This is a genomic window from Paraburkholderia sp. EG286B (assembly GCF_040965655.1).
GTDB lineage: Bacteria > Pseudomonadota > Gammaproteobacteria > Burkholderiales > Burkholderiaceae > Paraburkholderia.
Window position 1 is genome coordinate 53,904 of record NZ_JBFRCF010000002.1, and the last position, 26,665, is coordinate 80,568.

The following is a 26,665-nucleotide window of genomic DNA, read 5'->3' on the forward strand; positions in this document are numbered from 1 at the left end:
TGCGGCTGTGCCGGGTGCGGGAGGTGGCGCGAGCGTCGTTGTGAAGCAAGCCGCGTGCCGCGCGAACGGACGCGCGGGATGCGGCTTCAGGCGGCATGAGACGGCGCGTAAAAGAGCCGGTTCATGAGCTTGCGCACCGCTGGCGCGAGTTCGCCGGCCGTGAGGCCCGCGGGGCCGTCGCCTTGTGCGCACAGTGTGTCGGCGGCGAGGCCGTGCAGGTAGACGCCCGCGAGCGCGGCCTCGTAGGGCGGCACGCGCTGGGCCAGCAGCGCGCCGATCATGCCGCCGAGCACGTCGCCGGTGCCGCCCGTGGCGAGGCCCGCGTTGCCGGTGGGATTGACGGCGACGCGTCCGTCGGGCGCGGCGACCACGGTGCCGCTGCCCTTGAGCACGGCAACCGCCGCGTAGCGGGCGGCAAGCGCTCGCGCCGCGGCGAGGCGATCGCGCTGCACCGCGGCGGTGTCGCAGCCGAGCAGGCGCGCTGCTTCGAGCGGATGCGGCGTGAGCACACAAGGCGCGCCGCGCGCGGGCGCCGACTGCGCGACGTGCGCCGCTAGCGCCTCGTCGCGCGCGACGAGATTGAGTGCATCGGCATCGAGGAGCACAGGGGCGGAAAGGCGCAGGATGGCGTCCACGAGCTGGCGCGCCGACGCGCTGCCGCCCATGCCGCAGCCCGCCGCGACGGCGTCCATCGCATCGAGCGCGAGCCTGGCCGCCGCGTGCAGCATGAGTTCGGGGTGCGGCGCGTCGTAGGGCGGCGCGTCGCTGCCGAGAAAGCCCACGTGAACCTTGCCCGCGCCGGTGAGCAGGGCCGCGCGCGCCGCGAGAATCGGCGCGCCGCACATGCCCGTGTCGCCGCCCACGACGGCGAGCGTGCCGAACGTGCCCTTGTGGGTGGCGAAGTCGCGAGCGGGCAGGGCGGCGGCGAAGAGCGCCGGCGCGTTCAGGCGCACGGCGCCCGGCGTGTCTTCGGTGTCGATGCCGATAGGCGCGACTGCGACGGCGCCTGCGTGGTCGCGCCCGACGCCCGTGTACAGGCCGGGCTTGGCGGCGATGAACGTCACGGTATGGGTCGCGTGCACCGCCGGGCCGCTGCCGACCACGTTGCCGGTGTCGCTGTCGAGGCCGCTCGGCACGTCGAGCGCGAGCACGTCGCCGTGGCTGCGCGCGCGTGCCGAGAGCGTTTCCGCGAGCTCGGCGAACATGCCGTCGAGCCCGCGCGCGAGACCGATGCCGAACATCCCGTCGACGAGCCAGCCGTAGGCGTCGAACGATGCGGGCGCCGACGCGGCGATGGGCACGCCCGCCGCACGCGCCTCCGCGAGCGCCCAGCGCGCGTCGTCGGGCTTGACCTCGACGGGCATGCAGACCGCCACGGCGACGCCCGCGCGATGCAGCTCCGTAGCGACGACGAGGGCGTCGCCGCCATTGTTGCCGGGCCCGGCGGCGAACCAGACCGGCTTGTCGCTCGCCGACGAGGGCGCATGCGCGAGCTGCTCGCTCAGGAAGTGCGCGGCAGCGGCGCCCGCGCGCGCCATCAGCGTGTGGGCAGGCAGGGCCGACTGCGCGGCGACTTCGGCCTTGCGCAGCTGTTCGACGGCAAGCAGCGGGACCGCACGATCGTGCGGGTAGACGAGCACCGGTTGCCCGGCGCCAGAGGAGTGGGGAGCGTGCGACATGACGATGCGGTCCTCAGAGGCGACATCGCAACGATACCCGAGCACGCCCTCGGACGGCACGCCCGAGAAGCGCGGTGACCGGCATGGCGGCGCGGCAACGCCGCCCACCGCTCAATCGCGGCCCGGCGAGAGCGCCTTGATGGTATCGGCCGGCAGGTCGGGCGCCGTGTTCGAAATCTGCTGGGCGATGAGCCTCGCCGAGCCGAGCGAAAGCGCCCAGCCTGCCGGCCCGTGGCCCGCGTTGACGTACAGGCGCGGATGGTTCACGTTGCCGACCGCGGGCAGGCCGTCGGCGGACAGCAGCTTCATGCCCTCCCAGGCAAGCGCGGCCGAAATGCGCGCGGCGCCCGGCGCCCAGTCGCGCGACGCCTCGCCCAGCAGCGCGAGGGCGTCTTCGGTGAGCGCCTCGGGCAGCGCGTCGTCGACTTCCTGCGCGCGCAGCAGCACGGCGGCGCCCGATATGCGCAGCCGATGATTCATGCGCGCGATGGCGATGCGCTTGCCGGCGTCGACGATCGTGGTCTGCGGCACGCATTCCTCGTGCGCCACCGGCGAATTGAGCGTGTGCATGCGCAGCGGATAGAACGGCATCTTGAGGCCGAGCGGCGCGAGGAGGCGCGGCGTTTGCGCGCCCGCGGCGACCACGACGGCATCGCCCGAGATCACTTCGACGTCGCGCGAGCGGCCCGCTTCGTGCGCAGGCGGCGCGAGCTCCACGGCCGCGCGCCGGTCTTCGAGGCGGATCGCATTGACCTCGCGGCTCATCTCGAACTGCACGCCGCCCTGGGCGTCGAGCACCTGCTTGAGCAGCTTCACGAAGAGCGGGCAGTTGGCCACCCGGCCGGTCTCGAAGCGCACGCCGCCCGCAAACGGCGGATCGGCGGGGATGGCATGGTCGAAAGCCACGCATTCCGCGGGCGACAGCGCGTGATGCGGCGTCTCGAAGCGGCGCAGCAGCTCGAGGGCCGGTTGCGTGAGCGACCATTCGTCGTTGCCGCGCACGAGGTAGAGCAGGCCGTCGCGCTGCTCGTAGTCGAGCTGGAAGCGCGCGTCGATGTCGGCGAGCGCCGCTTGCGCCGAATCGATGAGCGGGCGCAGCAGCGCATAGCGCCCGGCGAACGCCTCGGAGCCGTGCAGCGTGGCGAGGCGCTTGACGAAACCGTGTGCGTGGCCGCGCCAGCCCGTCTTGCTGATCACGCCACCGGACGATTGACGGCCATTGCGCAGGAAGGTGGGGCCGAACCAGACGTCGAGCGGCGTGGGCAGCGCAATGCCGCTATGCCCGTAGGTCGCGCCTTGCGCAACGGTGGCGTGGCGTTCGATTACGCAGACGCGATGCCCGGCCGCGCGCAGCTGCCAGGCGGTAGCGATGCCGGCGATTCCGCCGCCGATGACGATGACATCCATGACGATACGATCTGCAGGCAGGTGGCGCTCGCTCGGGTGAGGGCGTCCTGCCGAAGGTGGGGCGTGCGGCGCGCCGAAGCCATGCCCGGGTGCGCCGATCAGACGAAACGCGCAATCATAGCAGCGAAAGCGTGAGCATCGCCATGCGCGAGGCCGGCTTGCCACACGCGTTGCGCGTGGCCGGCGGGGCGGTCAGGACAGGCCTTCCGGGTTATAATCGCGGTCTCCCTTCGCCTGACCGTCGCCATCCCCCGCGCGACGCATCGCCACCTTGCGACGTGTTTCGCGCGAGGCGAAGCCGCGACGCAACTCTGACGCAACCTCGACGCAACGCCCCAGTCCATGGCCCACTTCTCGTGTTTCCCCGGCGCTTCGGCCCTTTCCGACTTCCGTCAGACCCGCCTGCTCGAGACGCTTCAGCGTATCGACGCCAATATCGTCGGCGTGCACGGCCAGTATCTGCACTTCGTCAATTCGGCCGCGCAGCTCTCCGCCGACGACAGCGCGAAGATCGAAGCGCTGATGCACTACGGCGCGCCGTTCGCGGCCCCGCAGGAGCGCGGCAGCGCGCTCACGTTCCTCGTCGTGCCGCGCTTCGGCACGGTGTCGCCGTGGGCGAGCAAGGCCACGGACATCGCGCACCATTGCGGCCTCGAGCAGGTGCGCCGCATCGAACGCGGCGTCGAATACACCGTGGTGCTCAAGTCGGGCCTGCTCGGCGGCAAGAAGACGCTGTCGGAAGAGGCGCATGCCGCTGTTGCCGCGGCGCTGCACGACCGCATGACGGAAAGCGTGGCGCCTTCGCGCGACGCAGCGCTGCATCTGTTCGACGAACTGCCGGCCCGCCCGATGCAGACGGTCGACGTGCTCGGCCACGGCCGTGCGGCGCTGGAAACGGCCAACGGCGAACTGGGCCTCGCGCTCGCCGACGATGAAATCGACTACCTCGTCGACAACTTCAAGAAGCTCGAGCGCAACCCGACCGACGTCGAGCTGATGATGTTCGCGCAGGCCAACAGCGAGCACTGCCGCCACAAGATCTTCAACGCGAGCTGGACGATCGACGGCCAGGATCAGGATATGTCGCTCTTCGCGATGATCCGCAACACCGAGAAGATCAGCCCGCAGGGCACGATCGTTGCCTACTCGGACAACTCGTCGATCATGGAAGGCGCGGTCGCGGAGCGCTGGTTCCCGCGCAAGAACCACGCCGACGGCACGCCGGGCGAGCAATATGGCCGCCACACCGAACTCACGCACACGCTGATGAAGGTGGAGACGCACAACCACCCCACGGCGATCTCGCCGTTCGCGGGCGCGGCCACGGGCTCGGGCGGCGAAATCCGCGACGAAGGCGCGACGGGCCGCGGCGCGCGTCCGAAGGCCGGCCTCACGGGCTTCACGGTTTCGAACCTCGACCTGCCCGATGCGCGCGAAGCATGGGAAGACGCCCGCGACGCGGCCGTGCCGGTCGCGCTGCGCAATCCCGCCGACACGCAGGGCGCCTACGGCCGCCCGGACCGCATCGCATCGCCGCTGCAGATCATGATCGACGGCCCGCTCGGCGGCGCCGCGTTCAACAACGAATTCGGCCGCCCGAACCTCGGCGGCTATTTCCGCACCTACGAGCAGAACGTGGCGGGCACCGTGCGCGGCTATCACAAGCCGATCATGATCGCGGGCGGCCTCGGCAACATCAGCGCGCAGCACACGCACAAGCACGACCTGCCGGCCGGCACGCTGCTGATCCAGATCGGCGGCCCGGGCATGCGCATCGGCATGGGCGGCGGCGCGGCCAGCTCAATGGCCACCGGCACCAACACCGCCGAACTCGACTTCGACTCGGTTCAGCGCGGCAACCCGGAAATCGAACGTCGCGCGCAGGAAGTCATCAATTCGTGCTGGCAGCTGGGCGAGCGCAACCCGATCCTGAGCATTCACGACGTGGGCGCGGGCGGCCTTTCGAACGCCTTCCCGGAACTCGTCGACGGCGCCGACAAGGGCGCGCGCTTCGAACTGCGCAAGGTGCAGCTCGAAGAGTCGGGCCTCTCGCCGCGCGAAATCTGGTCGAACGAATCGCAGGAACGCTACGTTCTCGCGATCGCGCCCGCCGATCTGGCGGAGTTCCAGGCGATCTGCGAGCGTGAGCGCTGCCCGTTCGCGGTCGTGGGCGTCGCGACCGACGCGCGCGACCTGAAGCTCATCGACACCGACGAGCAGGCGCTCGCGGCCAACGGCGGCCACCAGCCCGTCGACATGCCGATGGACATCCTGCTCGGCAAGCCGCCGCGCATGCACCGCGACGTCGAGCACGCGAGCGTGCCGCTCGCGCCGGTCGAAGTCACGGGCGTCTCGCTCGACGAAGTCGCGAAGAGCGTGCTGCGCCACCCGACCGTGGGCAGCAAGTCGTTCCTCATCACCATCGGCGACCGCTCGGTGGGCGGCACGACGGTGCGCGACCAGATGGTCGGCCCGTGGCAGGTGCCGGTGGCCGACTGCGCGATCACCGCGCTCGACTACGCGGGCTACAAGGGCGAAGCGATGACGATGGCCGAGCGCACGCCGCTCGCCGTGATCGATGCGCCCGCATCGGGCCGCATGGCCGTGGGCGAGGCGATCACCAACATCGCCAGCGCGCCGATTCTGTCGCTCGACAAGCTCAAGCTCTCCGCGAACTGGATGGCCGCGTGCGGCGCACCGGGCGAGGACGCCGCGCTCTACGACACCGTGAAGGCGATCGGCATGGAGTTGTGCCCGGCGCTGGGCATCGGCATTCCGGTGGGCAAGGATTCGCTCTCCATGCGCACGAAGTGGAACGAGGCAGGCGTGGCGAAGGAAGTGGTCGCGCCGGTTTCGCTGATCATCTCGGCGTTCGCGCCGGTCGACGACGTGCGCCGCCACCTCACGCCGCAACTGCGCCGCGTCGACGAGGCGGGCGAGTCGGTGCTGATCGCGATCGATCTGGGCCGCGGCAAGAACCGCATGGGCGGCAGCATCTTCGCGCAGGTCACGCAGCAGGTCGGCGACGCGGTGCCCGACGTGGACAGCGCCGAAGACCTCAAGCAGTTCTTCACGGCCATCCAGCAACTGAGCGCGAACGAGCAACTGCTCGCGTACCACGACCGCTCGGACGGCGGCCTGTGGGCGACGGTCTGCGAAATGGCCTTCGCGGGCCACACGGGCGTGTCGCTGAACGTGGACATGCTCACGCTCGACAACGAGCACGAGTCCGATTACGGCGACGCCAAGGACTGGGCGAAGCAGACGAGCGGCCGCCGCGAAGACCGCACGCTGCGCGCGCTCTTCTCCGAAGAACTGGGCGCCGTGATCCAGGTGCCGGCACAGCAGCGCGACGTCGTGATGGGCGTGCTGCGTCAGCATGGCCTCTCGGTGTGCTCGCACGTGATCGGCACGCTGAACAATCGCGACTCGATCGAAATCTACCGTGACGCGAAGCGTATCTACGAAGCGCCGCGTGCGGAGCTGCAACGCGTGTGGGGCGAAGTGAGCTGGCGCATCGCGCGTCTGCGCGACAACCCCGCGTGCGCCGATTCCGAATACGACGCGCTGCTCGACGCCGCCGATCCGGGCATGCAGCCGCATCTCACGTTCGATCCGGCCGAGGACATCGCTGCGCCGTTCATCGGCAAGGGTGCCCGTCCGCGTGTGGCGATCCTGCGCGAACAGGGCGTGAACTCGCACCTCGAAACCGCGTATGCGTTCGACCGCGCCGGCTTCGACGCACACGACGTCCACATGAGCGACCTGCTCGAAGGCCGCGCCACGCTCGCCGACTTCGCGGGTGCGGTGGCCTGCGGCGGCTTCTCGTACGGCGACGTGCTGGGCGCGGGCGAAGGCTGGGCCAAGACGATCCGCTTCAACGCGAAGCTCGCGGACATGTTCGCGGCGTTCTTCGCGCGTCAGGACACGTTTGCGCTCGGTATCTGCAACGGCTGCCAGATGATGTCGAGCCTCGCCTCGATGATCCCGGGCGCCGAAGCCTGGCCGAAGTTCACGCGCAACAAGTCGGAGCAGTTCGAAGCGCGCTTCTCGCTGGTGGAAGTGCAGGGCTCGCCGTCGATCTTCTTCAACGGCATGGAAGGCTCGCGCATTCCGGTGGCGGTCGCGCATGGCGAAGGTTTCGCGGACTTCTCGCAGCAGGGCGACATCTCGAAGGTCGCGGTGGCGATGCGCTATGTCGACCATCGCGCCCAGGCGACCGAGGCCTATCCGTTCAATCCGAACGGCTCGCCGCAAGGCATCACCTCGGTCACGACGCCCGATGGCCGCTTCACGGTGCTGATGCCGCACACCGAGCGCGTGCAGCGCACGGTGACGATGAGCTGGCACCCCGAAGCCTGGGGCGAGGCGAGCCCGTGGATGCGTGCGTTCCAGAACGCGCGCAAGTGGGTGGGCTAACGCGCCTCGCGAACTTCGCGGACGGTTGACGCCAGGGCAGGGCAACTCGCTCTGGTGGAAAACCCCGGTCATGCCTCGATGACGAGTGCGGGCCGGGGTTTTTCCTTTTGGGCGCCGCCCGGCGCCGTCTTGCGGTGAATAGCGACGTTAATCGCCGCACATTTTGCGGTGATTAATTTGCGCCTGCGGCGAATACGGCTCATAATCGCCGCATGAATAGCGGCGAATACACCTACATCTGGCAAGCCGGCGACTGGCCTCAGTGGCGCTTCGATCTGGCAGCGCTCGCCGAGCCCATGGCCGAGGTCAGCCGTGCCCAGGGCCTGCTGGTGGGCAGGCTGGCCGATGTCGGTCTCGCGCTGCGCGATCAGGCGAGCCTCGCGGCCCTGACGGAGGACGTGCTCAAGACCAGCGAGATCGAGGGCGAGCAACTCGACGTCGCCTCGGTGCGTTCGTCGATCGCGCGCCGCATGGGCGTGGACATCGGGGCGCTCGCGCCGGTGGACCGCCACGTGGAAGGCGTGGTGGAGATGGTGCTCGACGCGACCACCAACAGCCGCGCGCCGGTCACGCGCGAGCGCCTGTTCGGCTGGCACGCTGCGCTTTTTCCTACGGGCTACGCGGGCCTGTCGCGCATCAACGTCGGGGCATGGCGCGACGATGCGAGCGGGCCCATGCAGGTGATCTCGGGGCCGATCGGCCGTCAACGCGTGCATTTCGAGGCGCCGCCTGCGAACCGGCTGGAAGCCCAAACGCGGCGCTTTCTCGACTGGCTCAACGGTCCGGCGCAAGAGCCGCCGCTGATCAAGGCGGCCCTCGGTCACCTGTGGTTCGTCACGCTGCACCCGTTCGACGACGGCAACGGCCGCGTGGCAAGAGCCATCGGCGACCTGCTGCTCGCGCGTGCGGACGGCAGCGCGCAGCGCTTTTACAGCCTCTCCGCGCAGATTCAGCGGGAGCGCAAGGGCTATTACGACATTCTGGAGCGCACGCAGCGCGGCTCGCTGGACGTCACGCTGTGGCTCGCCTGGTTCTTCGACGCGCTGCATCGCGCGGTCGATCAGGCGCAAATCACGCTGGACGCCGTGCTCGCCAAGGCGCGCTTCTGGCGCGAGTGGGCCACGACGCCGTTCAACGAGCGCCAGGTCAAGCTCCTGAACCGCCTGCTCGACGGCTTCGACGGCAAGCTCACGAGCGGCAAGTGGGCGGCGATTGCCAAATGCTCGTCCGATACGGCGTTACGCGACATCAACGACCTGCTGACGCGCGGCGTGCTGCGCAAGGCGGAGGGGGGCGGGCGCAGCACGAGCTACGAGCTCAACGCATAGCCGCAAACAAAAACCCCGCGCCTTTGCAGGTCGCGGGGTTTTTTGCAGTACCTTTTTGCAGTACCTAAAGCGGCAAATGCGCCGCCATGCAGCCTTACTGAATCTTCGCTTGCTTGCGCAGATTCTCTTCGAACGCCTGCAGCTTTTCCTGCTGGATCTGCTGGACGATCTGCGGGCGCACCTGTTCGAGCGGCGGCGGCGTGACCGGGCGGATGTCGTCCACGCGGATGATGTGCCAGCCGAACTGCGTGTGCACCGGCGTATCGGTCATCTGGCCTTTCTGCAGATGCGTGGCCGCCGTCGCGAACTCCGGCACGTAGGCCTTCGGATCGGACCAGTCGAGGTCGCCGCCGTTCTTGGCCGAGCCCGGGTCCTTCGAGTACTGCTTCGCGAGGTCTTCGAAGCTGGCGCCGGCCTTGATTTTCGCGATCAGGTCCTTGGCCTGCTGCTCGTTGTCCACGAGGATGTGGTGCAGGTGGTATTCGCTGCCGCCCGCATCCTTGGTCAACTGGTCGTAGCGCGCCTTGACTTCGGCGTCGCTCGGCTGGTTGTTCTTCACGAAGTTCTGAATCAGCGCGCGCAGCACGACGGTCTGCTGGGCCACGGCGATTTGCGCCTTCACGTCCGGGTTGTTCGGAATGCCCTCGCGAATGGCTTCCTGCATGAGGATTTCGCGATTCACGAGTTCCTCGCGCACCGCCATTTGCAGTTGCGGCGAATCCTGCTGGCCTTGTTGGACAAGCTGCTGGACCAGCGCATCGGCGCGCGCTTTGGGAATCGGCGTGCCGTTCACGACGGCGATGTTCTGCGCAAAGGCGGGAGCCGCCGCGCACGCAGCCAGCAACACCCAGAGATGGGTCTTCTTCAAGGTCATCGGAAAGTCCTAACGGGGCGAACCAAAATGGCGAACAAAAAAACGAAATCTAACGTGGGCTAGCGGGGCAGCGCCGCGGCTTCTTCGGGCGTGAGCGCCGTGATCGCGAGGGCGTGGATGCCGCGCTGCATGGCCTCGGCCAGCGCATCATACACCATGCGATGCCTTGCCACGCGGGCTTTCCCCGCGAATGCGCCCGCAACGATCGTGACATGATAGTGACCGCCGGCAGCGGCGCCGGCGTGTCCGGCGTGTTGCGCGCTGTCGTCGCGCACCTCGATGGAAACGGGGGCGAGTGCCGCGGTGAGGCGAGTTTCGATCAGCGTCATGCGCTCGGCGGGGCTGGCGTTGAGAAAGACGTCGCTCATTCTTCTTCCTTCATGTAACGCGAAAGCCACAGGCTCTGGCCGACGATGAACACCACGAGGATGCCGGTCGCGCCGAACAGCTTGAAGTCGACCCACGCGTCGGTGGAGAAGTGGAACGCCACGAAGAGATTGAGAATGCCGAGCAGCGCGAAGAAAATCGACCAGACGAAGTTCAGTTGCGTCCAGATGCGCTGCGGCAGGGTGATCTGCTTGCCCATCATCGCTTCGATGAGGTTCTTGCCGAATGCCACCTGCGAAACGAGCAGCACGACCGAGAACGCCCAGTAGAGCACGGTGGGTTTCCACTTGATGAAGGTTTCGTCGTGCAGCATCAGCGTGGCGCCGCCGAACACGACGACGATGCCGAGCGAAAGCCACAGCATCGGGTCGACCTTGCGGTGACGGAATGCGACCCACGCGATCTGCACGAGCGTAGCTCCAATCGCCACGGCCGTAGCCGTAAAGATGCCCCACAGCTTGAAGGCGACGAAAAAGAGGATGATCGGGAACAGATCAAACAGGAATTTCATTATCGGCCTGAGAGTTGACGAATTGAGCCCAACAAAAGAGGGCGCGACGCTTTCAAGGCCCGGTTTTACCCAGCGGCGCCCCGCGCGGGGCGTGGGGCTGCCTTGCCAGCGTTCACTTGGGCTCGAATTGTAGCGCAGCCGAATTGATGCAATACCGAAGGCCCGTCGGGGCCGGACCATCCTCGAACACGTGGCCTAAGTGCGCGCCGCAGTTCTTGCAGCGCACTTCGATGCGCAGCATGCCGTGCGTGCGATCGGTTTTCTCTTCGATCACCTCGCCATTGATCGGGCGGAAGTAGCTCGGCCAGCCGCAGCCCGCGTCGAATTTCGTGTCGGACTCGAACAGCGGCGTGCCGCAACACACACAGTCATACACGCCGCGATCGAAATGATCCCAGTATTTGCCCGTGAAGGCGCGCTCGGTGGCGGCATGGCGCGTGACCTGGTACTGGCCTTCGTCAAGCTGCTCGCGCCATTGCTCGTCGGACTGGTAGCCGGGGTAGGAGGGGGAGTTGTGGTCTTCCTGGCTCATGTCGGGTTCCTGTCGGGTGGGAAACAAGGATCACGTAGATGGGGGCGCGCTCACGAAGAGCAACTGACTTCGAGCGAACTCGCCCAGTCGGGCGGCAGCCCCGCGTACGACGCGTTTTCGGGCTGCTCGTCGAATGGCCGCTCCAGCACCTTCGCGAGCCGCTCGACTTCGCTGAAGTCTTTTTGCGCGGCGCGCTCGATCGCCGTTTGCGCGAGGTGATTGCGCAGCACGTATTTCGGATTGGTGCGGTTCATTGCCTCCGCGCGCGCGGCGTCGTCGCGTGTTTCGTGCGCGAGGCGCGCGCGGTAGTCGGCGGCCCACGCGTCGAAGGCGGCGCGATCGAGAAAGAGATCGCGCACCGACGTGTCGCCGCTCGCGTCATGCTTCGAAACGAGCGCGAGATGGCGATACGTGAGCGTGAAATCGGCACGGTTGGCATGCATGATTTCGAACAGCTTGTTCGCGAGCGCGTCGTCGCCTTCGCGCGCGTGTTCGAGGCCGAGCTTTGCGCGCATGCGCGCTTCGAGCGCGGGCGCGAAGTGCCCCTTGAAGCGTTCGAGCACGCCTTGCGCGTCGGCCACCACGCGCTCGCCGCGCTTCTTGTCGTCGGCGATGTCGTAGTGCGCGCCGAACAGCGGCACGAGCGCCTGCGCGAGGCAGAAGAGATTCCAGTACCCGATCTGCGGCTGCATGCGGTACGCGTAGCGGCCCTGCGAATCCGAGTGATTGCAGATGTGGTTGGCGTCGAAGCCGTCCATGAAGCCGAACGGACCGTAGTCGATCGTGAGGCCGAGGATCGACATGTTGTCGGTATTCATCACGCCGTGGCAGAAGCCCACGGCCTGCCACTCGACCATCAGCGCCGCCGTGCTGCGCACCGCTTCGTCGAGCAGGGCGAGGTACGGGTCGTCGGCTTCGCGCAGTTGCGGATAGAAGCGCGCGATCACGTGGTCGGCGAGCGCGCGCAGCGCGTCCACGTCGTCGTGAGAATAGAAATGCTCGAAGTGGCCGAAGCGTACGAAGCTCGGCGACACGCGCGTGACGACCGCCGCCGTTTCCATCTCTTCGCGGCGCACGGGCTGGTCGGAGCCGGTCACCGTGAGGGCGCGCGTGGTCGGAATGCCGAGATGACGCATGGCTTCCGAGCACAGGAATTCGCGGATCGACGAGCGCAACACCGCGCGGCCGTCGCCCATGCGCGAGTAGGGCGTGCGGCCCGCGCCTTTGAGCTGAACCTCGTTGCGCCTGCCCTCGTGCTCGACCTCGCCGAGCGTGAGCGCGCGGCCGTCGCCGAGTTGGCCCGCCCATACGCCGAACTGGTGGCCGGAGTAGACCGTTGCGTACGACATGGCCGAAGGCGAGCGCTCGCGCGTGAAATTTCCGCTGAAGAACCCGGCGAACGCAGGGTCGGCAACGGCGGATGCATCGAGCCCGAGTTGCGCGGCCATGGCCTTCGAGAAGCCGACGACGTAAGGCGCAGGCAGCGGCGCGCCGGGCAGCCGCGTGTAAAAGCGTGCGCCGAGCGCGGCGAAGGCGTCGTCGCGCGGCACGATCAGTGCGCGTTCGAAGTCGGCGAGCGGACCGGTGGCGGGCGGGTGCGTAGCGGACGAGCCGCCTTGGGAGTCGGGAGTGCCTGGTGAAAACGACATATTGAGGGCCTGTTGAATAGTCGATATTGTAAGTCCGCACCCGCCGGCGTGCTGGGGCGCGTTCGAAGCTTGCCGGCGCGCCAGGCCGATACGCCAAAGACAACGACACCGAACGCCGATCCAACGCGAGGAGACCGCCACCGATGAGTGCGCCGCTGCTGGGACAGATGATGGATGTGCCGCTCACGCTCCCGTCGTTGATTGCGCATGCGGCGCGCCATCATGGCAGCGCGCAGATCGTCTCGCGCCGCGTCGAGGGCGATATTCATCGTTACACGTACCGCGAGTGCGAGACGCGCTCGAAGCAGCTTGCCCAGGCGCTGATGGCGCTGGGCGTGGCGCCCGGCGAGCGCGTCGGCACGCTGGCCTGGAACGGCTACCGGCATCTCGAAGCCTATTTCGGCGTGACCGGCTTCGGCGCCGTGTGCCACACCATCAATCCGCGGCTCTTTCCCGAGCAGATCGCCTGGATCGTCAATCACGCCGACGACCGCTACGTGCTGTTCGACATCACGTTCGCCGCGCTCGTCGACACGCTCGCGCCGCAATGCCCGAACGTGCGCGGCTGGATCGCGCTGTGCGACGAATCGCACCGGCCGGCCATGCGCACGGAAGTGCTCGGCTACGAAACGCTGCTCGCCGCGCAGGATGGCAGCTACGCGTGGCCCGAACTCGACGAGCGCAGCGCCTCGAACCTTTGCTACACGTCCGGCACCACGGGCAACCCGAAAGGCGCGCTCTACACGCATCGTTCGTCGGTGCTGCACGCGTATGGCGCGTCGCTGCCCGACGCCATGGGGCTTTCCGCACGCGATGCGATCTTGCCGGTCGTGCCGATGTTCCATGTGAACGCATGGGGCATTCCGCATGCGGCGCCGCTCACGGGCGCAAAGCTCGTGATGCCCGGCAAGGATCTCGACGGCAAGTCGCTCTACGAACTCATGGAAACGGAAGGCGTCACCGCCTCGGCCGGCGTGCCCACGGTCTGGCTCGGCTTGCTGGCGTATGTGCGCAGCGCGGGCGTGCGTTTTACCACGCTGCAGCGCACGGTGGTGGGCGGCTCGGCCTGTCCGCCGGCGATCCAGCGCGCCTTCGAGGATGACTACGGCGTGCAGACCATCCACGCGTGGGGCATGACGGAGATGTCGCCGCTCGGCACGCTCTCGAGGCTCAAGTGGGAGCAGTCGGAGCGCCCGCGCGAAGCGCAGCAGGCACTCCTCGAGAAGCAGGGGCGCGTGATTTTCGGCGTTGACATGAAGATCGTGGGCGAAGACGGGCGGGAGTTGCCGTGGGATGGTGTGACGTTCGGCGACCTGCACGTGCGCGGGCCATGGGTGATCGACCGTTATTTCCGCCAGGAGAGCGGCTCGCCGCTCGTGGACGGCTGGTTCCCCACGGGCGACGTCGCCACGATCGACCCCGACGGCTTCCTGCACATCACCGACCGCAGCAAGGACGTGATCAAGTCGGGCGGCGAGTGGATCAGCTCGATCGAGCTGGAAAACATCGCCGTGGCGCATCCGGCCATCGCGGAGGCCGCGTGCATTGCCTGCGCGCATCCGCGCTGGACCGAGCGGCCGCTGATCGTCGCGGTGAAGAAGCCCGGCGCCGCGATCACGCGTGAAGAACTGCTCGCTTACTTCGAAGGCAAGGTCGCGAAATGGTGGCTGCCCGACGACGCCGTGTTCGTCGACGAATTGCCCCATACGGCGACGGGCAAGCTGCAAAAGCTCAAGTTGCGCGAACAGTTCCGCGCCTACGTGCTGCCGACCGCGCTTGCCGTGGATGGCTGTCCGCTCGATCCGGTGCAAGACGCCGCGAAGCGCGGATAAGCCACCCCGAGCCCCCGCGCAGCCGCGCAAGGTTCTCCGGCGCAGCCATCTGGCTGCGTTTTTTTCTTCCGACTTTTGCCCGCCGACCCGCCGGACTCGTGCGTTCAGTACAAACCCTGGCGTCCGCAGCGCAGCAAAAAATTGAACGAACGTTCTTTTTTGGGTATTCTGCCTGCTGACCGGGAATGTCGGACAATGAAACCGACGACGCACATCGCGGCCCGCAAGCATGGAGGCAGGCAAATGGCAGTGGACTACACGACTCGCGACGGCGTCGCCGTCATCACGCTCAATAATCCGCCCGTCAACGGCCTCGGGCATTCGACCCGCGCAGGCATTGTCGAGGGTCTCGCGCGCGCCGCGAGCGATCCGGCCGTTGCGGCCGTCGTGATCACGGGCGCCGGCAAGGCGTTCTCGGGTGGCGCGGACATCACCGAATTCAACACGCCCAAGGCGATGCAGGAGCCCACGCTCCACACCGTCATCAAGGAAGTCGAAAAGAGCGCGAAGCCGGTCGTCGCCGCGATCCACAGCGTGGCCATGGGCGGCGGCCTCGAACTGGCGCTCGGCGCGCACTACCGGATCGCCGCTGCCGGCGCGCAGATCGCGCTGCCCGAAGTGAAGCTCGGCATTCTGCCGGGTGCGGGCGGCACGCAGCGTCTGCCGCGTGCGATCGGCCTTGAAGCCGCGCTCAACATGATCGTCACGGGCGCGCCGGTGATGAGCGAAAAGCTCGCGAATTCGGGGCTCTTCGACGCCATGGCGCAAGGCGATCTGCTCGAAGAGGCGATCGCCTTCGCGCGCCAGGCCGCCGACAAGCCGGGCCCGCATCCGCTCGTGCGCAACCGCAAGATCGAACACGCGAACGCCGAAGGCTTCCTGCAGTTCTCGCGCAATACCGTGGGCGCGATGGCGAAGAACTATCCCGCGCCGGTCAAGTGCGTCGACGCCATCGCGGCGGGGGTGAAGCAGGGCTTCGACAAGGGCCTCGTGTTCGAGCGCGAATGCTTCCTCGAACTCGTGCAGACGCCGGAAAGCCGCGCGCTGCGCCACGCGTTCTTCGGCGAGCGTGCCGCGAGCAAGATTCCCGACGTCCCGTCGAGCACGCCCACGCGCGACATCCAGAAGGTAGCCGTGATCGGCGCGGGCACGATGGGCGGCGGCATCACGATGAACTTCCTCAACGCGGGCGTGCCAGTCACGCTGCTGGAAACGAAGCAGGAAGCGCTCGACCGCGGCCTCGCCACGATCCGCAAGAACTACGAGGCGCAGGTCAAGAAGGGCAAGCTTACGCAGGAGAAGCTGGAAGCGCGCATGGCCCTCATCAGCCCGACGCTTTCCTACGACGACCTCAAGCAAGCCGATCTCATCATCGAAGCGGTGTTCGAAGAGCTCGGCGTGAAGGAGCAGGTGTTCAAGCGCCTCGACGAAGTCGCCAAGGCGGGCGCGATCCTCGCCTCGAACACCTCGACGCTCGACGTCGACAAGATCGCGGCGTTCACGAAGCGTCCGCAGGACGTGGTGGGTCTGCACTTCTTTAGTCCTGCCAACGTGATGAAGCTGCTCGAAGTCGTACGCGGCAAGGAAACGGCCAAGGACGTGCTCGCCACTGTCATGCAGGTCGCGAAGAAGATCCGCAAGACGGCCGTGGTGTCGGGCGTGTGCGACGGCTTCATCGGCAACCGCATGATCGAGCAGTACGTGCGTCAGGCGCTCTACATGCTCGAAGAAGGCGCGCTGCCCGCGCAGGTGGACCGGGCGATCGAGAAGTTCGGCTTCGCGATGGGCCCGTTCCGCATGAGCGATCTGGCCGGCAACGATATCGGCTGGGCCATTCGCAAGCGCCGTTATCAGGAACACCCGGACATGAAGTACTCGAAGATCGCCGACCGTCTGTGCGAGACCGGCCGCTTCGGGCAGAAGACCGGCGCGGGCTGGTACGACTACAAGGCGGGCGAGCGCAACGCGCTGCCGTCGAAACTCGTCGACGAGATGATCGTGGCGTACTCGAAGGAAGCGGGTGTGGAACGCCGCAAGATCAGCGACGACGAAATCGTCGAGCGTCTCGTGTTCTCGCTCGTCAACGAAGGCGCGAAGATTCTCGAAGAGGGCATCGCTTCGAAGGCGTCGGACATCGATATGGTCTATCTCACGGGCTACGGCTTCCCGCTGTGGCGCGGCGGCCCGATGCTGTACGCCGACACGGTCGGCCTCTACAACGTCGAGCGCGCGATTCGCCGCTATGCGCAGCAGCGCAATGGCGAGGCGTGGGAAGTTGCGCCTTCGATCGTCGAGCTGGCTGACAGTGGCGGTACGTTCAACTAAGCATCACTTACGGACGCAACAGCGGACGAACAGGCGGACGAACATCATGAGAAGCGCAGACGACGTGCTCCTGCTGATCGACCTGCAATACGACTTCATGCCCGGCGGCGCGCTTGCCGTCGCGCGTGGCGATGAAGTCGTGCCGGTCGCGAACCGGCTCGCGCAGGGCTTCAGCCACGTGGTGCTCACGCAGGACTGGCACCCGGCGCAGCACATTTCGTTTGCGGCCAATCATGCGGGACGCGCGCCGTTCGAGACGACGGCGCTGCCCTACGGCGAGCAGGTGCTGTGGCCCGTGCACTGCGTGCAGGGCACCGAAGGCGCGGCGCTGCATCGCGACCTGGACGTGCCGCATGCGCGCGCGGTGATCCGCAAGGGCCATCACGCCGACGTGGACAGCTATTCCGCATTTCTCGAAGCCGACCGCAAGACGCCCACCGGCCTCGCGGGCTATCTGCGCGACGTGGGCGTGAAGCGCGTGTACTGCTGCGGCCTCGCGACCGACTATTGCGTGGGGTGGTCCGCGCTCGACGCGCGCGCCGCGGGCTTCGAAACCGTGCTGATCGAAGACGCCTCGCGCGCCATCGACCTGAACGGCTCGCTGGCCGCCGCGTGGCAGCAGTTGCTGGCCGCCGGCGTGAAGCGCGCGCAATCGGCCGAGGTGCTGGCACTGTCCGCCTGAACGTCCAATCAAAGACATCCTCTGGATTCAATCTTCGTAGTGGGAGACATCGCATGACTGACGCCGTAATCGTATCGACCGCCCGCACGGGCCTCGCCAAATCCTGGAAGGGCGCCTTCAACATGACGCACGGCGCCACGCTCGGCGGGCACGTGACGCAAGCCGCCGTCGAGCGCGCGAAGATCGACCCCGCGCGCGTGGAAGACGTGATCATGGGCTGCGCGAACCCCGAAGGCGCCACGGGCGCGAATATCGCGCGCCAGATCGCGCTGCGCGCGGGGCTGCCCGTGAGCGTGCCGGGCATGACGGTGAACCGCTTCTGTTCGTCCGGACTCCAGACGATCGCGCTTGCAGCGCAACGCGTGATCGCGGGCGAAGGCGACGTGTTCGTCGCGGGCGGTGTGGAATCGATCTCGTGCGTGCAGAACGAGATGAACCGCCACATGGTGGCCGAAGGCTGGCTCAACCAGCACAAGCCCGAAATCTACTGGAGCATGCTGCAAACGGCCGAGAACGTCGCGAAGCGCTATGAAATCTCGAAGGATCGCCAGGACGAATACGGCGTGCAGTCGCAGCTGCGCGCGGCGGCCGCGCAGGCAGCCGGTCTCTTCAACGACGAAATCGTGCCGATGACGGTGCTCGCCGGGGTGGCCGACAAGGCCACGGGGCAACTCGTCACGAAGGAAGTGACGATCGCCGCCGACGAAGGCATTCGCGCCGACACCACGCTCGAAGGCGTTGCGAAGATCCGCACGGCGATGCCGGGCGGCGTGATCACGGCCGGCAATGCGAGCCAGTTCTCGGACGGTGCGAGCGCCTGCGTCGTGATGAACGCGAAAGTCGCGGAGCGCGAAGGCCTGCAGCCGCTCGGCATCTTCCGCGGCTTCGCCGTGGCGGGCTGCGAGCCGGACGAGATGGGCATCGGTCCCGTGTTCGCCGTGCCCAAGCTGCTCAAGCAGACGGGCCTGAAGGTCGAGGACATCGGCCTGTGGGAGCTGAACGAAGCGTTCGCGGTGCAGGTGCTGTATTGCCGCGACAAGCTCGGCATTCCCGCCGACCGCCTGAACGTGAACGGCGGCGCGATCGCCGTCGGTCACCCGTATGGCGTGTCGGGCGCGCGCCTCACGGGCCACGCGCTCATCGAAGGCAAGCGCCGCGGCGCGAAGTTCGTCGTGGTGACGATGTGCATCGGCGGCGGGCAGGGCGCTGCCGGCCTCTTCGAAGTCGTCTGACGCCAGGGCGCGGCAGTGGACATGCCTGCTGCCGCACTCACGTTTTCATCGCTTTCCCGCGGCTCTACGCGCGCCGGGCCGCCCTCGCGCCCGAGCCGCTGCGGGTATCATGACGGCTGTCGGCGCGCGCACGGTGCGGCGCCTGTTCCCATGCAGATTGAAAGAGGTGAGTTCGTGATTCGTCATATCGTGATGTGGAAGCTCAAGGAGTCGGCCGAAGGCGCGACGCGTGCCGAGAACGTCGTGAAGTTCAAGGCGCTGCTCGAAGGCTGCCGCGATCTCGTGCCGGGCACGCTGCACCTCGAAGTCGGTGTGGCCGCGCCGGGCCTCGCTTCCACATTCGACCTCGTGCTCGTCTCCGACTTCGCCGATCAGGCCGCACTCGACGGCTATCAGGACCACCCCGAGCATCTCGTCGTGAAGCAGTTCGCGAAGCTCGTGGTCGAGTCGCGTCAGTGCGTGGATTACGTGGTCTGAAGCGCATCATGACCGGTACCGCAGATCAGTCCCAGAGCGGCGGCGCGCCAAAAGGCGAAGACGCACAACCAGCGCAACCGTCGCTCACGATCATCGAGAGTCCCTTCGTCGAGCATCTCGGCGCGCAACTCGTGAGCGCGCGTGACGGCGCGAGCGAAGTCGTGCTGCCGCTCGCCGAGCGGCATCTGAATACGTGGGACGTCGCGCACGGCGGCGTCACGATGACGCTCGCCGATATCGCGCTCGCCATGGCGGCGCGCAGCGTCGCCGCCGACGGCGTGGGCGTCGTCACCGTCGAAATGAAAGTGAACTTCATGCAGCCGGGGCGCGGCGAGTTGCGCGCCACGGGCCGCGTGCTGCACCGTTCCACCACGATGGCCTATTGCGAAGGCGAGATTCGCGACAGCGAAGGCCATTTCGTCGCCAAGGCGCTCGGCACCTTCAAGTACATGCGCCGGCTTGCGGTGGGCCGCGACGTGACGCGTCAGCGTCTGCGCAGCGACCCCAGCGCGCGGCCGGGCCCGAGCGACGGTTAAACGCGCAATCGGGCGCGTGCGAGGGCTTTGCTCGTGCGCACCCGGTTGCTGTTCTCTCGCGCGGCAGGCGTGCAACGCCTCGCCGCGCCCAACGAAGCAACACGGACGCCATGACCCAGACCAATCGCCAGATCCTGCTCGCTTCGCGCCCGGAAGGCGCCGCGAGCGTCGATAACTTCCGCCTCGTCAAAACGCCGCTCGCACCGCTCGAAGAGGGTCAGCTGCGCGTGCGCAACCACTATCTCTCGCTCGATCCGTACATGCGCGGGCGCATGAACGACAGCAAGTCGTACGCGGCGCCGCAGCCGCTCGACTCGGTGATGATCGGCGGCACGGTGGGCGAGGTGGTCGAGTCGCGCAACCCGAAGTTCAAGGTCGGCGATAAAGTGGTGGGCATGTTCGGCTGGCAGGAGTTCGGCACCTCGAACGGCAGCGACCTGCATGTCGTCGATACGACGCATGTGCCGCTTTCCGCGTACCTCGGGCCGGTGGGCATGCCTGGCGTCACCGCGTGGTACGGCCTGAATCGCATCATCGAGCCGAAGGCGGGGCAAACCGTCGTCGTGAGCGCGGCGAGCGGCGCGGTGGGCAGCGTGGTCGGCCAGCTTGCGAAGCGCGCAGGTTGCCGCGCGGTGGGTATCGCAGGCGGCGCGGACAAATGCCGCTATGTCGTGGAGACGCTCGGCTTCGACGCATGCGTCGATTACAAGGCCGGCAATCTCTATCAGGACCTCAAGGCCGCGACGCCGGACGGCGTGGACGGCTACTTCGAGAACGTCGGCGGCGCGGTGCTCGACGCTACGCTCGCGCGCATGAACGCGTTCGGCCGCATCGCGCTGTGCGGGATGATCGCCGGCTACGACGGCGAGCCGATGCCGCTCAAGTATCCGCAACTGCTGCTCACGCAGCGCCTGCTGGTGCAGGGCTTCATCGTGAGCGAGCACATGGAAGTGTGGCCGCAGGCGCTCGCTGAACTGGGCACGCTGGTCGCGAAGCAGCAGCTCGCGTATCGCGAGACCGTGGCCGACGGGCTCGAGAACGCGCCCAGTGCGTTCCTCGGCATGCTCAAAGGCCAGAACTTCGGCAAGCAGCTCGTCAAGCTGATCTAACTATCTGAATGTGAATGCAAGCGCCCGGAAAGGGCGCTTCGCTTTTCCGTGCGCAGCATTCACCGCAACCTTCACCGCAGGATTCACAATGACCGAACCGTTTGAGTTCGACGGCCGCGTGGCCGTCATCACGGGCGCGGCAAGCGGCTTTGGCCGCGCGTTCGCGCAGCAGGCCGCCGCGCTCGGCATGAAGCTCGTGCTCGCCGATGTCGATCAGGCGCTGCTCGACGAAACCGTCAACGCATTGCGCGAAGGCGGCGCACAGGCCATCGGCGTGCGCACCGACGTGCGCGATGCCGCGCAGGTCGACGCCCTCGCGAAGGCCGCGCTCGACACCTATGGCAAGGTTCATCTGCTGTTCAACAACGCGGGCGTCGGCACCGGCGGCTTCGTGTGGGAAAGCAGCGCGAAGGACTGGGACTGGGTGTTCGGCGTGAACGTGATGGGCGTGGCCAATGGCGTGCGCAGCTTCACGCCAGCCATGCTCGCCCAGGGCGAGCGCGCGCATATCGTCAACACGGCTTCGGTGGCGGGGCTGCTTTCGCCGCCCGCCATGGGCGTGTACAACGCGTCCAAGCATGCCGTGGTCTCGCTCACCGAAACGCTCTATCACGACCTGAAGAACGTGACCGACAAGGTGAGCTGCTCGCTGCTCTGCCCGGCGTTCGTGTCGACCGGCATTGCCAACGCCGAGCGCAGCCGCCCCGACGATCTGCGCAATGAAGTGCCGCCCACACGCTCGCAGCAAGCCGCCGATCTGCAGTTGCAGCGCGCGGTGCGTTCCGGCAAGCTCACGCCCGACGACGTCGCGAAGGCAACGTTCGACGCTGTGCGGGAAGGGCGCTTCTATATCCTCACGCATCCGCAGATTCTTCCTTCGGTGAAGCTGCGTCATGAGGATATCGAAACATTGCGCAACCCGACCGATCCGTTCTCGCTCAAACCTGAAGTCAAGAAAGCGCCGCAATAAACGCGGCGCACGGGGTCCGTGCCATGCCACTCACCGCGAAGATCGCACTCGTGCTCGACATGGTGGCCCGCACGGGCCGCGCGCCCTACCACGAGCAGACGGCGCAGGCGGCGCGCGCCGAATACGAAAAGAGTGCGTCGGTGCTCGAAATCCCGTCTGCGCCGATGCATGGCGTGGAAGACCTGCAGGTGCCGATGCATGACGGCGCGACGATCCGCGCGCGCCTTTATCTGCCGGTCGAGCCGCACTGGGCGGAACCGCTGCCCGTGCTGGTCTACTATCACGGCGGCGGCTTCACGATCGGCAGCGTCGACACGCACGATGCGCTGTGCCGCATGTTCGCCCGCGACGCGCGCTGCGCCGTGTTTTCCGTGGATTACCGGCTCGCGCCCGAACATCGCTTCCCGACCGCGGTGCATGACGCCTTCGACGCCTATGCGTGGCTCCACGCGCACGCGGCCGAACACGCGCTCGACGCCTCGCGCTTCGCAGTGGGCGGCGACAGTGCGGGCGGCACGCTCGCCACGGTCTGCGCGGTGCTGGCGCGCGACGCGGGTATCGCGCCGGTGCTGCAGCTGCTGTTCTATCCGGCGGTGAGCGCACATCAGCAGAGCGAATCGCACCAGCGGCTTGCCGATGGCCATTTGCTGACCGCGCCGACGATCCAGTGGTTCTTCGATCACTACGTGCGCCATGACTCGGACCGCGACGACTGGCGCTTCGCGCCGCTCGACGGCACGCGCGGCGAGCCGGATTTTCGCGGCGTCGCGCCCGCGTGGATCGGCGTTGCCGAATTCGATCCGCTCGTGGACGAAGGCGAGGCCTACGCGCAAAAGCTGCGCGAAGCCGGCAACGACGTCACGCTCGTGCGTTACGACGGCATGATTCACGAGTTCATCAAGATGGGCGCATTCATCGACGAGGCGAGGCGCGCGCAGCAGCAGGCCGCCCATGCGCTGCGCGTGGCGTTCCGCACGGGCGACTGAAACGCGCTCAGCCTCGTTCGACGGTGTAGGTCTCGTGGCGCTCGAAGGCGCCCGGGCGGACGACGCGATGCGCGCCGTCGTCGTCGCTGCGCTCCAGCGCTTCCACATCCAGCAGGGTGCCGCGCAGCGTGACGCGCAGCGCCGTGGTGCCGCGCGTCCCGTAGTCGGGCGTTTCGATGAATGCCGCAGAAAGCGCGCGTTCGCGTTCCAGCGAAATGCCGGTGGCGGGCAAGTCGCGGTCGGGCGCGACCTGCGGGTCGCGCATCATGTCCACGAGCCGCGCGAGGGGGATTTGCGCGTCACCCGTCGCGAGCTGCGCGAGTTCCGCGCGCTTGCGCACGAGCTTGGGCCACGGCGTGTCGAGCACGGCATTGGAAATGCCGTGTGTGCCTTCGGGCAGCAAGGCCGGCGCACGGTCTGCGCGATTGCAGTACCACGCCAGTTCGCGCCGCGTCCAGTCGCCGACGATCAGGTTGAAGCCGTTATAGAGATCGCCCGAGCGCGCGATCTCGTCGAGATAGCCGAGCGGTGTATCGGGCAGACCTTGCGCGCCGGTGAGCCAGCGCGAGACGAGCGTGCCGCGCGTGGGCGCGTCGGGGCGCATGTCGTTCGGCGCGCGATAGTTCGTGAGCGCGGCGAAGCGGCCACTGCGCGCCATGCCAAGCCACGTGCCGCCGCCGACGAGATCGCGGCCCGCCAGCACGCCCGTGGCCGAACTGCCCGGCGACGTGACGTCGTCCGAGGCGTTCCACCAGTGCAGCGGGTCGGCGGTGCGGCGCAGGAACTCGTCGCGGTTGGCCGCGAGCGTGAAAAGTGTGCCGGCGCTCGCGCGTGGACGCCAGTCGAACACGATCAGGCACATGGAACTGGCCCTTGCAGGGTCGGGTCGGGGGCCGCGCCCACGCAACGCGAGGCGCCGGGCGCCTCACGTGCGATGGACGCGGTGCGCAGCGTCAAATTTCGGCCGGCAACGCGTACGGCAGCGGCAGCACGCGCAGCGCGGGGCCGTCGGCGGCGCCGAGATGCACGCTGCCCGTTTCGAGCGCGGCCAGCTTGATCTCGGCGAGCAGATCGACACCGCCCTCGGGCGCGGCCGCGGCGTTCACGACCATGCCGCACGGCTGGCTCGGGTCGTCCGAATGAAAAAGCTCGGCGCCCGCATGCGCGGCATCCAGACTCGCGGCTACATTGGCGAGCGCGGTGCGGCGCTTGATCGTGCCGCGATACTGGCTGCGCGCGACGATTTCCTGGCCAGGGTAGCAGCCCTTGCGGAAGTTCACGCCGCCCAGCACGTCGTAGTTGACCATCTGCGGCACGAACTGTTCGCTCACGGCCTGCGTGATGCGCGGCTCGCCCGCACGAATGTCGAGCCAGTCCCACACCGCCGGCGACACGCGCTTAAGCGTACCGTCGAGCTTCGTGAGGCGCTCCTGCACCGCTTCCTTCGGGCCGACCCACAGATAACGCAGCACGCCGGCCGCGTCGGGCACGCGAATCAGCGTGCCTGCGGGGTCGTCGACCTTCACGTGCACGCCGTCGGGCAGCGCGTCGAACACGCTCGCGAGCGCCCCACGCACGTCACCAGCGAGCCCCACCACGAGCAGCTTGTCGCTGTCGTCGGTGAGCCTGGCCTTGGCACGCAGCACGAACATCGACAGGCGTTTTTGCACCGGCGCCTGCACGTCCTTCGAGATCAGGAGACGGATCGTGTCGCCGGTCTTCCAGGTCAGGAACGAGGCGAGCAGACGGCCCTTGGGCGAGCAGTAGCCTGCGAGGCGCGCGCCGGCCACGTCGAGATGCTGGACGTCGTTGGTGAGCTGGCTGTGCAGGAAGGTCGCGGCGTCGTCGCCATTGGCGTCGATCACGCCGAACTGCGGCAGGATCGCGTAGGCGCCGCCTTTCAGAACGGCGTCGAAGTCGGCCGTGGATTCAGGAACGGCAAGCGTGGAAGCGGGATCGAGCGGTGAATTCATGGATTCGGGGAACAGTCAATCCTGACTTTAGCGAGGGCAAGCAGTTATTATATGAGGTCCCCCTGAGTCGTGTTTCCATGTCCCTTCTGAAGAAATGCCTTGTTGCCGGCGCCGCGTTAGTCGTGATTGGCGCCGCCGCGGCAGGCGGCGTATGGCGCTGGGCCACCACGCCGCTCGAACTGGCCGCCCCACAGCTCGACGTCACCATCAAGCCGCACAGCACCGTGCGCAGCGTCACGCTGCAATTGCGGCGCGGCGGCGTGCCCGTGCAGACGCAACTCTTCGTGCTCATGACGCGCGTGCTCGGCTTGCAGAGCCAGCTCAAATCGGGCAATTACGAATTCAAGGCGGGCATCACGCCCTATGAGGTGCTGCAAAAGATGGCGCTCGGCGACGTGAACGAGTCCGTCGCCACCATCATCGAAGGCTGGACCTTCAAGCACATGCGCGCCGAACTCGACGCGAACCCCGCGCTGCGCCACGACACGGCCGGCATGAGCGACGCCGAGCTGCTCGCCGCGATCGGCGCACCGCCCGCGCCGAACGGCAGCGGCGAAGGGTTGTTTTTCCCCGACACCTATCTGTTCGACAAGGGCTCGAGCGATCTCGACGTCTATCGCCGTGCGTACCACCTGATGCAGACGCGTCTGAACGAAGCCTGGAGCGCGCGTGCGCCCGGCTTGCCGCTGAAGTCGCCCTACGAGGCGTTGACGCTCGCGTCGCTCGTCGAAAAGGAGACGGGCCGCGCCGCCGACCGCGCGCTCGTGGCGGCCGTGTTCTCGAACCGCCTGAAAGTGGGCATGCCGCTGCAGACCGATCCGGCCGTGATCTACGGTCTGGGCGACACCTACGCGGGGCATCTGCGCAAGCGCGATCTGCAGTCGGACACTCTTTACAATACCTACCTGCGCCTCGGGTTGCCGCCAACGCCCATTGCGCTGCCCGGCGTCGCGGCGATCCAGGCGGCGCTCAATCCGGCATCGACGGCTGCGCTGTACTTCGTGGCGCGCGGCGACGGCAGCAGCGTCTTTTCTGACAATCTTGTCGACCACAACAAGGCCGTCGACAAATACATCCGGGGAAATTAAATGGCGCGGGGCCGATTCATCACGTTCGAGGGCATCGACGGCGCGGGCAAGACCACGCATCTCGCATGGTTTTGCGATCAGCTCGCCCAGAAACTCGCGCCGACGGGCCGTACGGTCGTCATGACGCGCGAACCCGGCGGCACGCCGCTGGGCGAGTCGATCCGGGAACTCGTGCTGCATCAGCCGATGGACCTCGAAACCGAGGCGCTCCTGATGTTCGCGGCGCGCCGCGAGCACCTCGCCAAGGTGATCGAGCCCGCGCTCGCGCGCGGCGACTGGGTGCTGTCCGACCGTTTCAGCGACGCCACCTTCGCCTACCAGGGCGGCGGCCGCGGGCTGCCGCGCGACAAGCTCGAAACGCTGGAGCGCTGGGTGCAGGGCGGGTTCCAGCCGGACCTCACGGTGCTGTTCGACCTGCCGCCCGACACGGCGAGCGAGCGGCGCGGGGCGGCGCGCGAACCCGATCGCTTCGAAAGCGAATCCGACGCGTTCTTCAAGCGCACACGCACCGAGTACCTGCGCCGCGCGGAAGAGGCGCCGTATCGTTTTGCGATCGTCGATTCGTCGCAAGGCATCGACGCGATTCGCAAAAAACTCGAGCATGTGATCGCAGCGCTTTGATTTCAAGGCGATATTTGGCGCTCTTATAGGGCTGTGCGATCTTCTTGT

The 26,665-nt window shown here is 67.3% G+C and carries 22 protein-coding genes; 13 read left to right on the plus strand and 9 right to left on the minus strand.

All coding sequences use genetic code 11. The features are described from left to right. Window positions 1-86: 86 nt before the first annotated feature. On the minus strand, window positions 87-1,679 hold the full coding sequence (locus AB4Y42_RS03620; RefSeq protein WP_368685988.1) for an NAD(P)H-hydrate dehydratase: 1,593 nt from the start codon (window positions 1,677-1,679) through the stop codon (window positions 87-89). Between the two features lie 111 nt (window positions 1,680-1,790). Next, window positions 1,791-3,086: an FAD-dependent oxidoreductase gene (locus AB4Y42_RS03625; RefSeq protein ID WP_368685989.1), complete on the minus strand. Its 1,296-nt coding sequence runs from the start codon at window positions 3,084-3,086 to the stop codon at window positions 1,791-1,793. A gap of 342 nt (window positions 3,087-3,428) precedes the next feature. On the opposite strand from AB4Y42_RS03625, the gene purL reads away from it, so the two are divergent. Beyond that, window positions 3,429-7,505 carry a phosphoribosylformylglycinamidine synthase gene (gene purL / locus AB4Y42_RS03630; protein ID WP_368693428.1) on the plus strand — a complete coding sequence of 1,359 codons (4,077 nt, stop codon included), beginning with the start codon at window positions 3,429-3,431 and terminating at the stop codon, window positions 7,503-7,505. Window positions 7,506-7,717: 212 nt separating this feature from the next. Beyond that, entirely contained in the window at window positions 7,718-8,833 is a 1,116-nt protein-coding gene (locus tag AB4Y42_RS03635) for a Fic family protein (RefSeq protein ID WP_368693429.1), read from the plus strand. 94 nt (window positions 8,834-8,927) lie between these two features. On the opposite strand, the gene AB4Y42_RS03640 is transcribed toward AB4Y42_RS03635, so the two are convergent. The 5 genes from AB4Y42_RS03640 to AB4Y42_RS03660 form a co-directional block, all read right to left on the minus strand. Further along, window positions 8,928-9,707 (minus strand): peptidylprolyl isomerase, encoded by a 780-nt coding sequence (locus AB4Y42_RS03640; RefSeq protein ID WP_028206990.1) that lies wholly within the window; start codon window positions 9,705-9,707, stop codon window positions 8,928-8,930. Between the two features lie 59 nt (window positions 9,708-9,766). Then, window positions 9,767-10,075 (minus strand): BolA family protein, encoded by a 309-nt coding sequence (locus tag AB4Y42_RS03645; RefSeq protein WP_368685992.1) that lies wholly within the window; start codon window positions 10,073-10,075, stop codon window positions 9,767-9,769. Further along, window positions 10,072-10,605, minus strand: coding sequence for a septation protein A (locus AB4Y42_RS03650; protein ID WP_201696976.1), 534 nt, complete (start codon window positions 10,603-10,605; stop codon window positions 10,072-10,074). The genes AB4Y42_RS03645 and AB4Y42_RS03650 overlap by 4 nt, the downstream gene beginning before the upstream one ends. Window positions 10,606-10,717: 112 nt before the next feature. Further along, window positions 10,718-11,137 (minus strand): peptide-methionine (R)-S-oxide reductase MsrB, encoded by a 420-nt coding sequence (gene msrB / locus AB4Y42_RS03655; RefSeq protein ID WP_368685993.1) that lies wholly within the window; start codon window positions 11,135-11,137, stop codon window positions 10,718-10,720. A 50-nt stretch (window positions 11,138-11,187) separates the two neighbouring features. Next, complete coding sequence (locus AB4Y42_RS03660) at window positions 11,188-12,786, minus strand: YdiU family protein (protein WP_368693430.1); 1,599 nt, start codon at window positions 12,784-12,786, stop codon at window positions 11,188-11,190. A gap of 143 nt (window positions 12,787-12,929) precedes the next feature. Here AB4Y42_RS03660 and AB4Y42_RS03665 point away from each other — a divergent pair, with 143 nt between their 5' ends. The 9 genes from AB4Y42_RS03665 (at window position 12,930) to AB4Y42_RS03705 (ending at window position 22,935) form a co-directional block, all read left to right on the plus strand. Next, complete coding sequence (locus tag AB4Y42_RS03665) at window positions 12,930-14,618, plus strand: 3-(methylthio)propionyl-CoA ligase (RefSeq protein ID WP_368693431.1); 1,689 nt, start codon at window positions 12,930-12,932, stop codon at window positions 14,616-14,618. A 243-nt stretch (window positions 14,619-14,861) separates the two neighbouring features. Then, window positions 14,862-16,943 carry a 3-hydroxyacyl-CoA dehydrogenase NAD-binding domain-containing protein gene (locus AB4Y42_RS03670; protein WP_368693432.1) on the plus strand — a complete coding sequence of 694 codons (2,082 nt, stop codon included), beginning with the start codon at window positions 14,862-14,864 and terminating at the stop codon, window positions 16,941-16,943. Between the two features lie 46 nt (window positions 16,944-16,989). Next, on the plus strand, window positions 16,990-17,625 hold the full coding sequence (gene pncA / locus AB4Y42_RS03675; RefSeq protein WP_368693433.1) for a bifunctional nicotinamidase/pyrazinamidase: 636 nt from the start codon (window positions 16,990-16,992) through the stop codon (window positions 17,623-17,625). A gap of 53 nt (window positions 17,626-17,678) precedes the next feature. After that, window positions 17,679-18,857 (plus strand): acetyl-CoA C-acyltransferase, encoded by a 1,179-nt coding sequence (locus tag AB4Y42_RS03680; RefSeq protein WP_342945731.1) that lies wholly within the window; start codon window positions 17,679-17,681, stop codon window positions 18,855-18,857. Window positions 18,858-19,031: 174 nt separating this feature from the next. Next, window positions 19,032-19,334: a Dabb family protein gene (locus AB4Y42_RS03685; protein ID WP_133186141.1), complete on the plus strand. Its 303-nt coding sequence runs from the start codon at window positions 19,032-19,034 to the stop codon at window positions 19,332-19,334. Between the two features lie 8 nt (window positions 19,335-19,342). After that, complete coding sequence (locus tag AB4Y42_RS03690; protein ID WP_368685998.1) at window positions 19,343-19,870, plus strand: PaaI family thioesterase; 528 nt, start codon at window positions 19,343-19,345, stop codon at window positions 19,868-19,870. 110 nt (window positions 19,871-19,980) lie between these two features. Further along, window positions 19,981-20,979, plus strand: coding sequence for an NADP-dependent oxidoreductase (locus tag AB4Y42_RS03695; protein ID WP_368685999.1), 999 nt, complete (start codon window positions 19,981-19,983; stop codon window positions 20,977-20,979). Between the two features lie 88 nt (window positions 20,980-21,067). Then, window positions 21,068-21,949: an SDR family oxidoreductase gene (locus tag AB4Y42_RS03700; RefSeq protein WP_368693434.1), complete on the plus strand. Its 882-nt coding sequence runs from the start codon at window positions 21,068-21,070 to the stop codon at window positions 21,947-21,949. A gap of 23 nt (window positions 21,950-21,972) precedes the next feature. Further along, complete coding sequence (locus AB4Y42_RS03705; RefSeq protein WP_368693435.1) at window positions 21,973-22,935, plus strand: alpha/beta hydrolase; 963 nt, start codon at window positions 21,973-21,975, stop codon at window positions 22,933-22,935. 7 nt (window positions 22,936-22,942) lie between these two features. Here AB4Y42_RS03705 and AB4Y42_RS03710 read toward each other — a convergent pair whose 3' ends face one another. Both AB4Y42_RS03710 and AB4Y42_RS03715 read right to left on the minus strand, forming a co-directional pair. Next, window positions 22,943-23,797, minus strand: coding sequence for an NRDE family protein (locus tag AB4Y42_RS03710; RefSeq protein ID WP_368693436.1), 855 nt, complete (start codon window positions 23,795-23,797; stop codon window positions 22,943-22,945). A 91-nt stretch (window positions 23,798-23,888) separates the two neighbouring features. After that, window positions 23,889-24,908, minus strand: coding sequence for a folate-binding protein YgfZ (locus AB4Y42_RS03715; RefSeq protein WP_368686003.1), 1,020 nt, complete (start codon window positions 24,906-24,908; stop codon window positions 23,889-23,891). A gap of 77 nt (window positions 24,909-24,985) precedes the next feature. On the opposite strand from AB4Y42_RS03715, the gene mltG reads away from it, so the two are divergent. Next, entirely contained in the window at window positions 24,986-25,996 is a 1,011-nt protein-coding gene (gene mltG / locus AB4Y42_RS03720) for an endolytic transglycosylase MltG (protein ID WP_368686004.1), read from the plus strand. Continuing rightward, the gene (gene tmk / locus AB4Y42_RS03725; RefSeq protein ID WP_028207007.1) at window positions 25,997-26,617 is read left to right on the plus strand and encodes a dTMP kinase; all 621 of its coding nucleotides are present in this window, start codon (window positions 25,997-25,999) and stop codon (window positions 26,615-26,617) included. It abuts the gene before it with no gap. The last annotated feature ends 48 nt before the right edge of the window (window positions 26,618-26,665 follow it).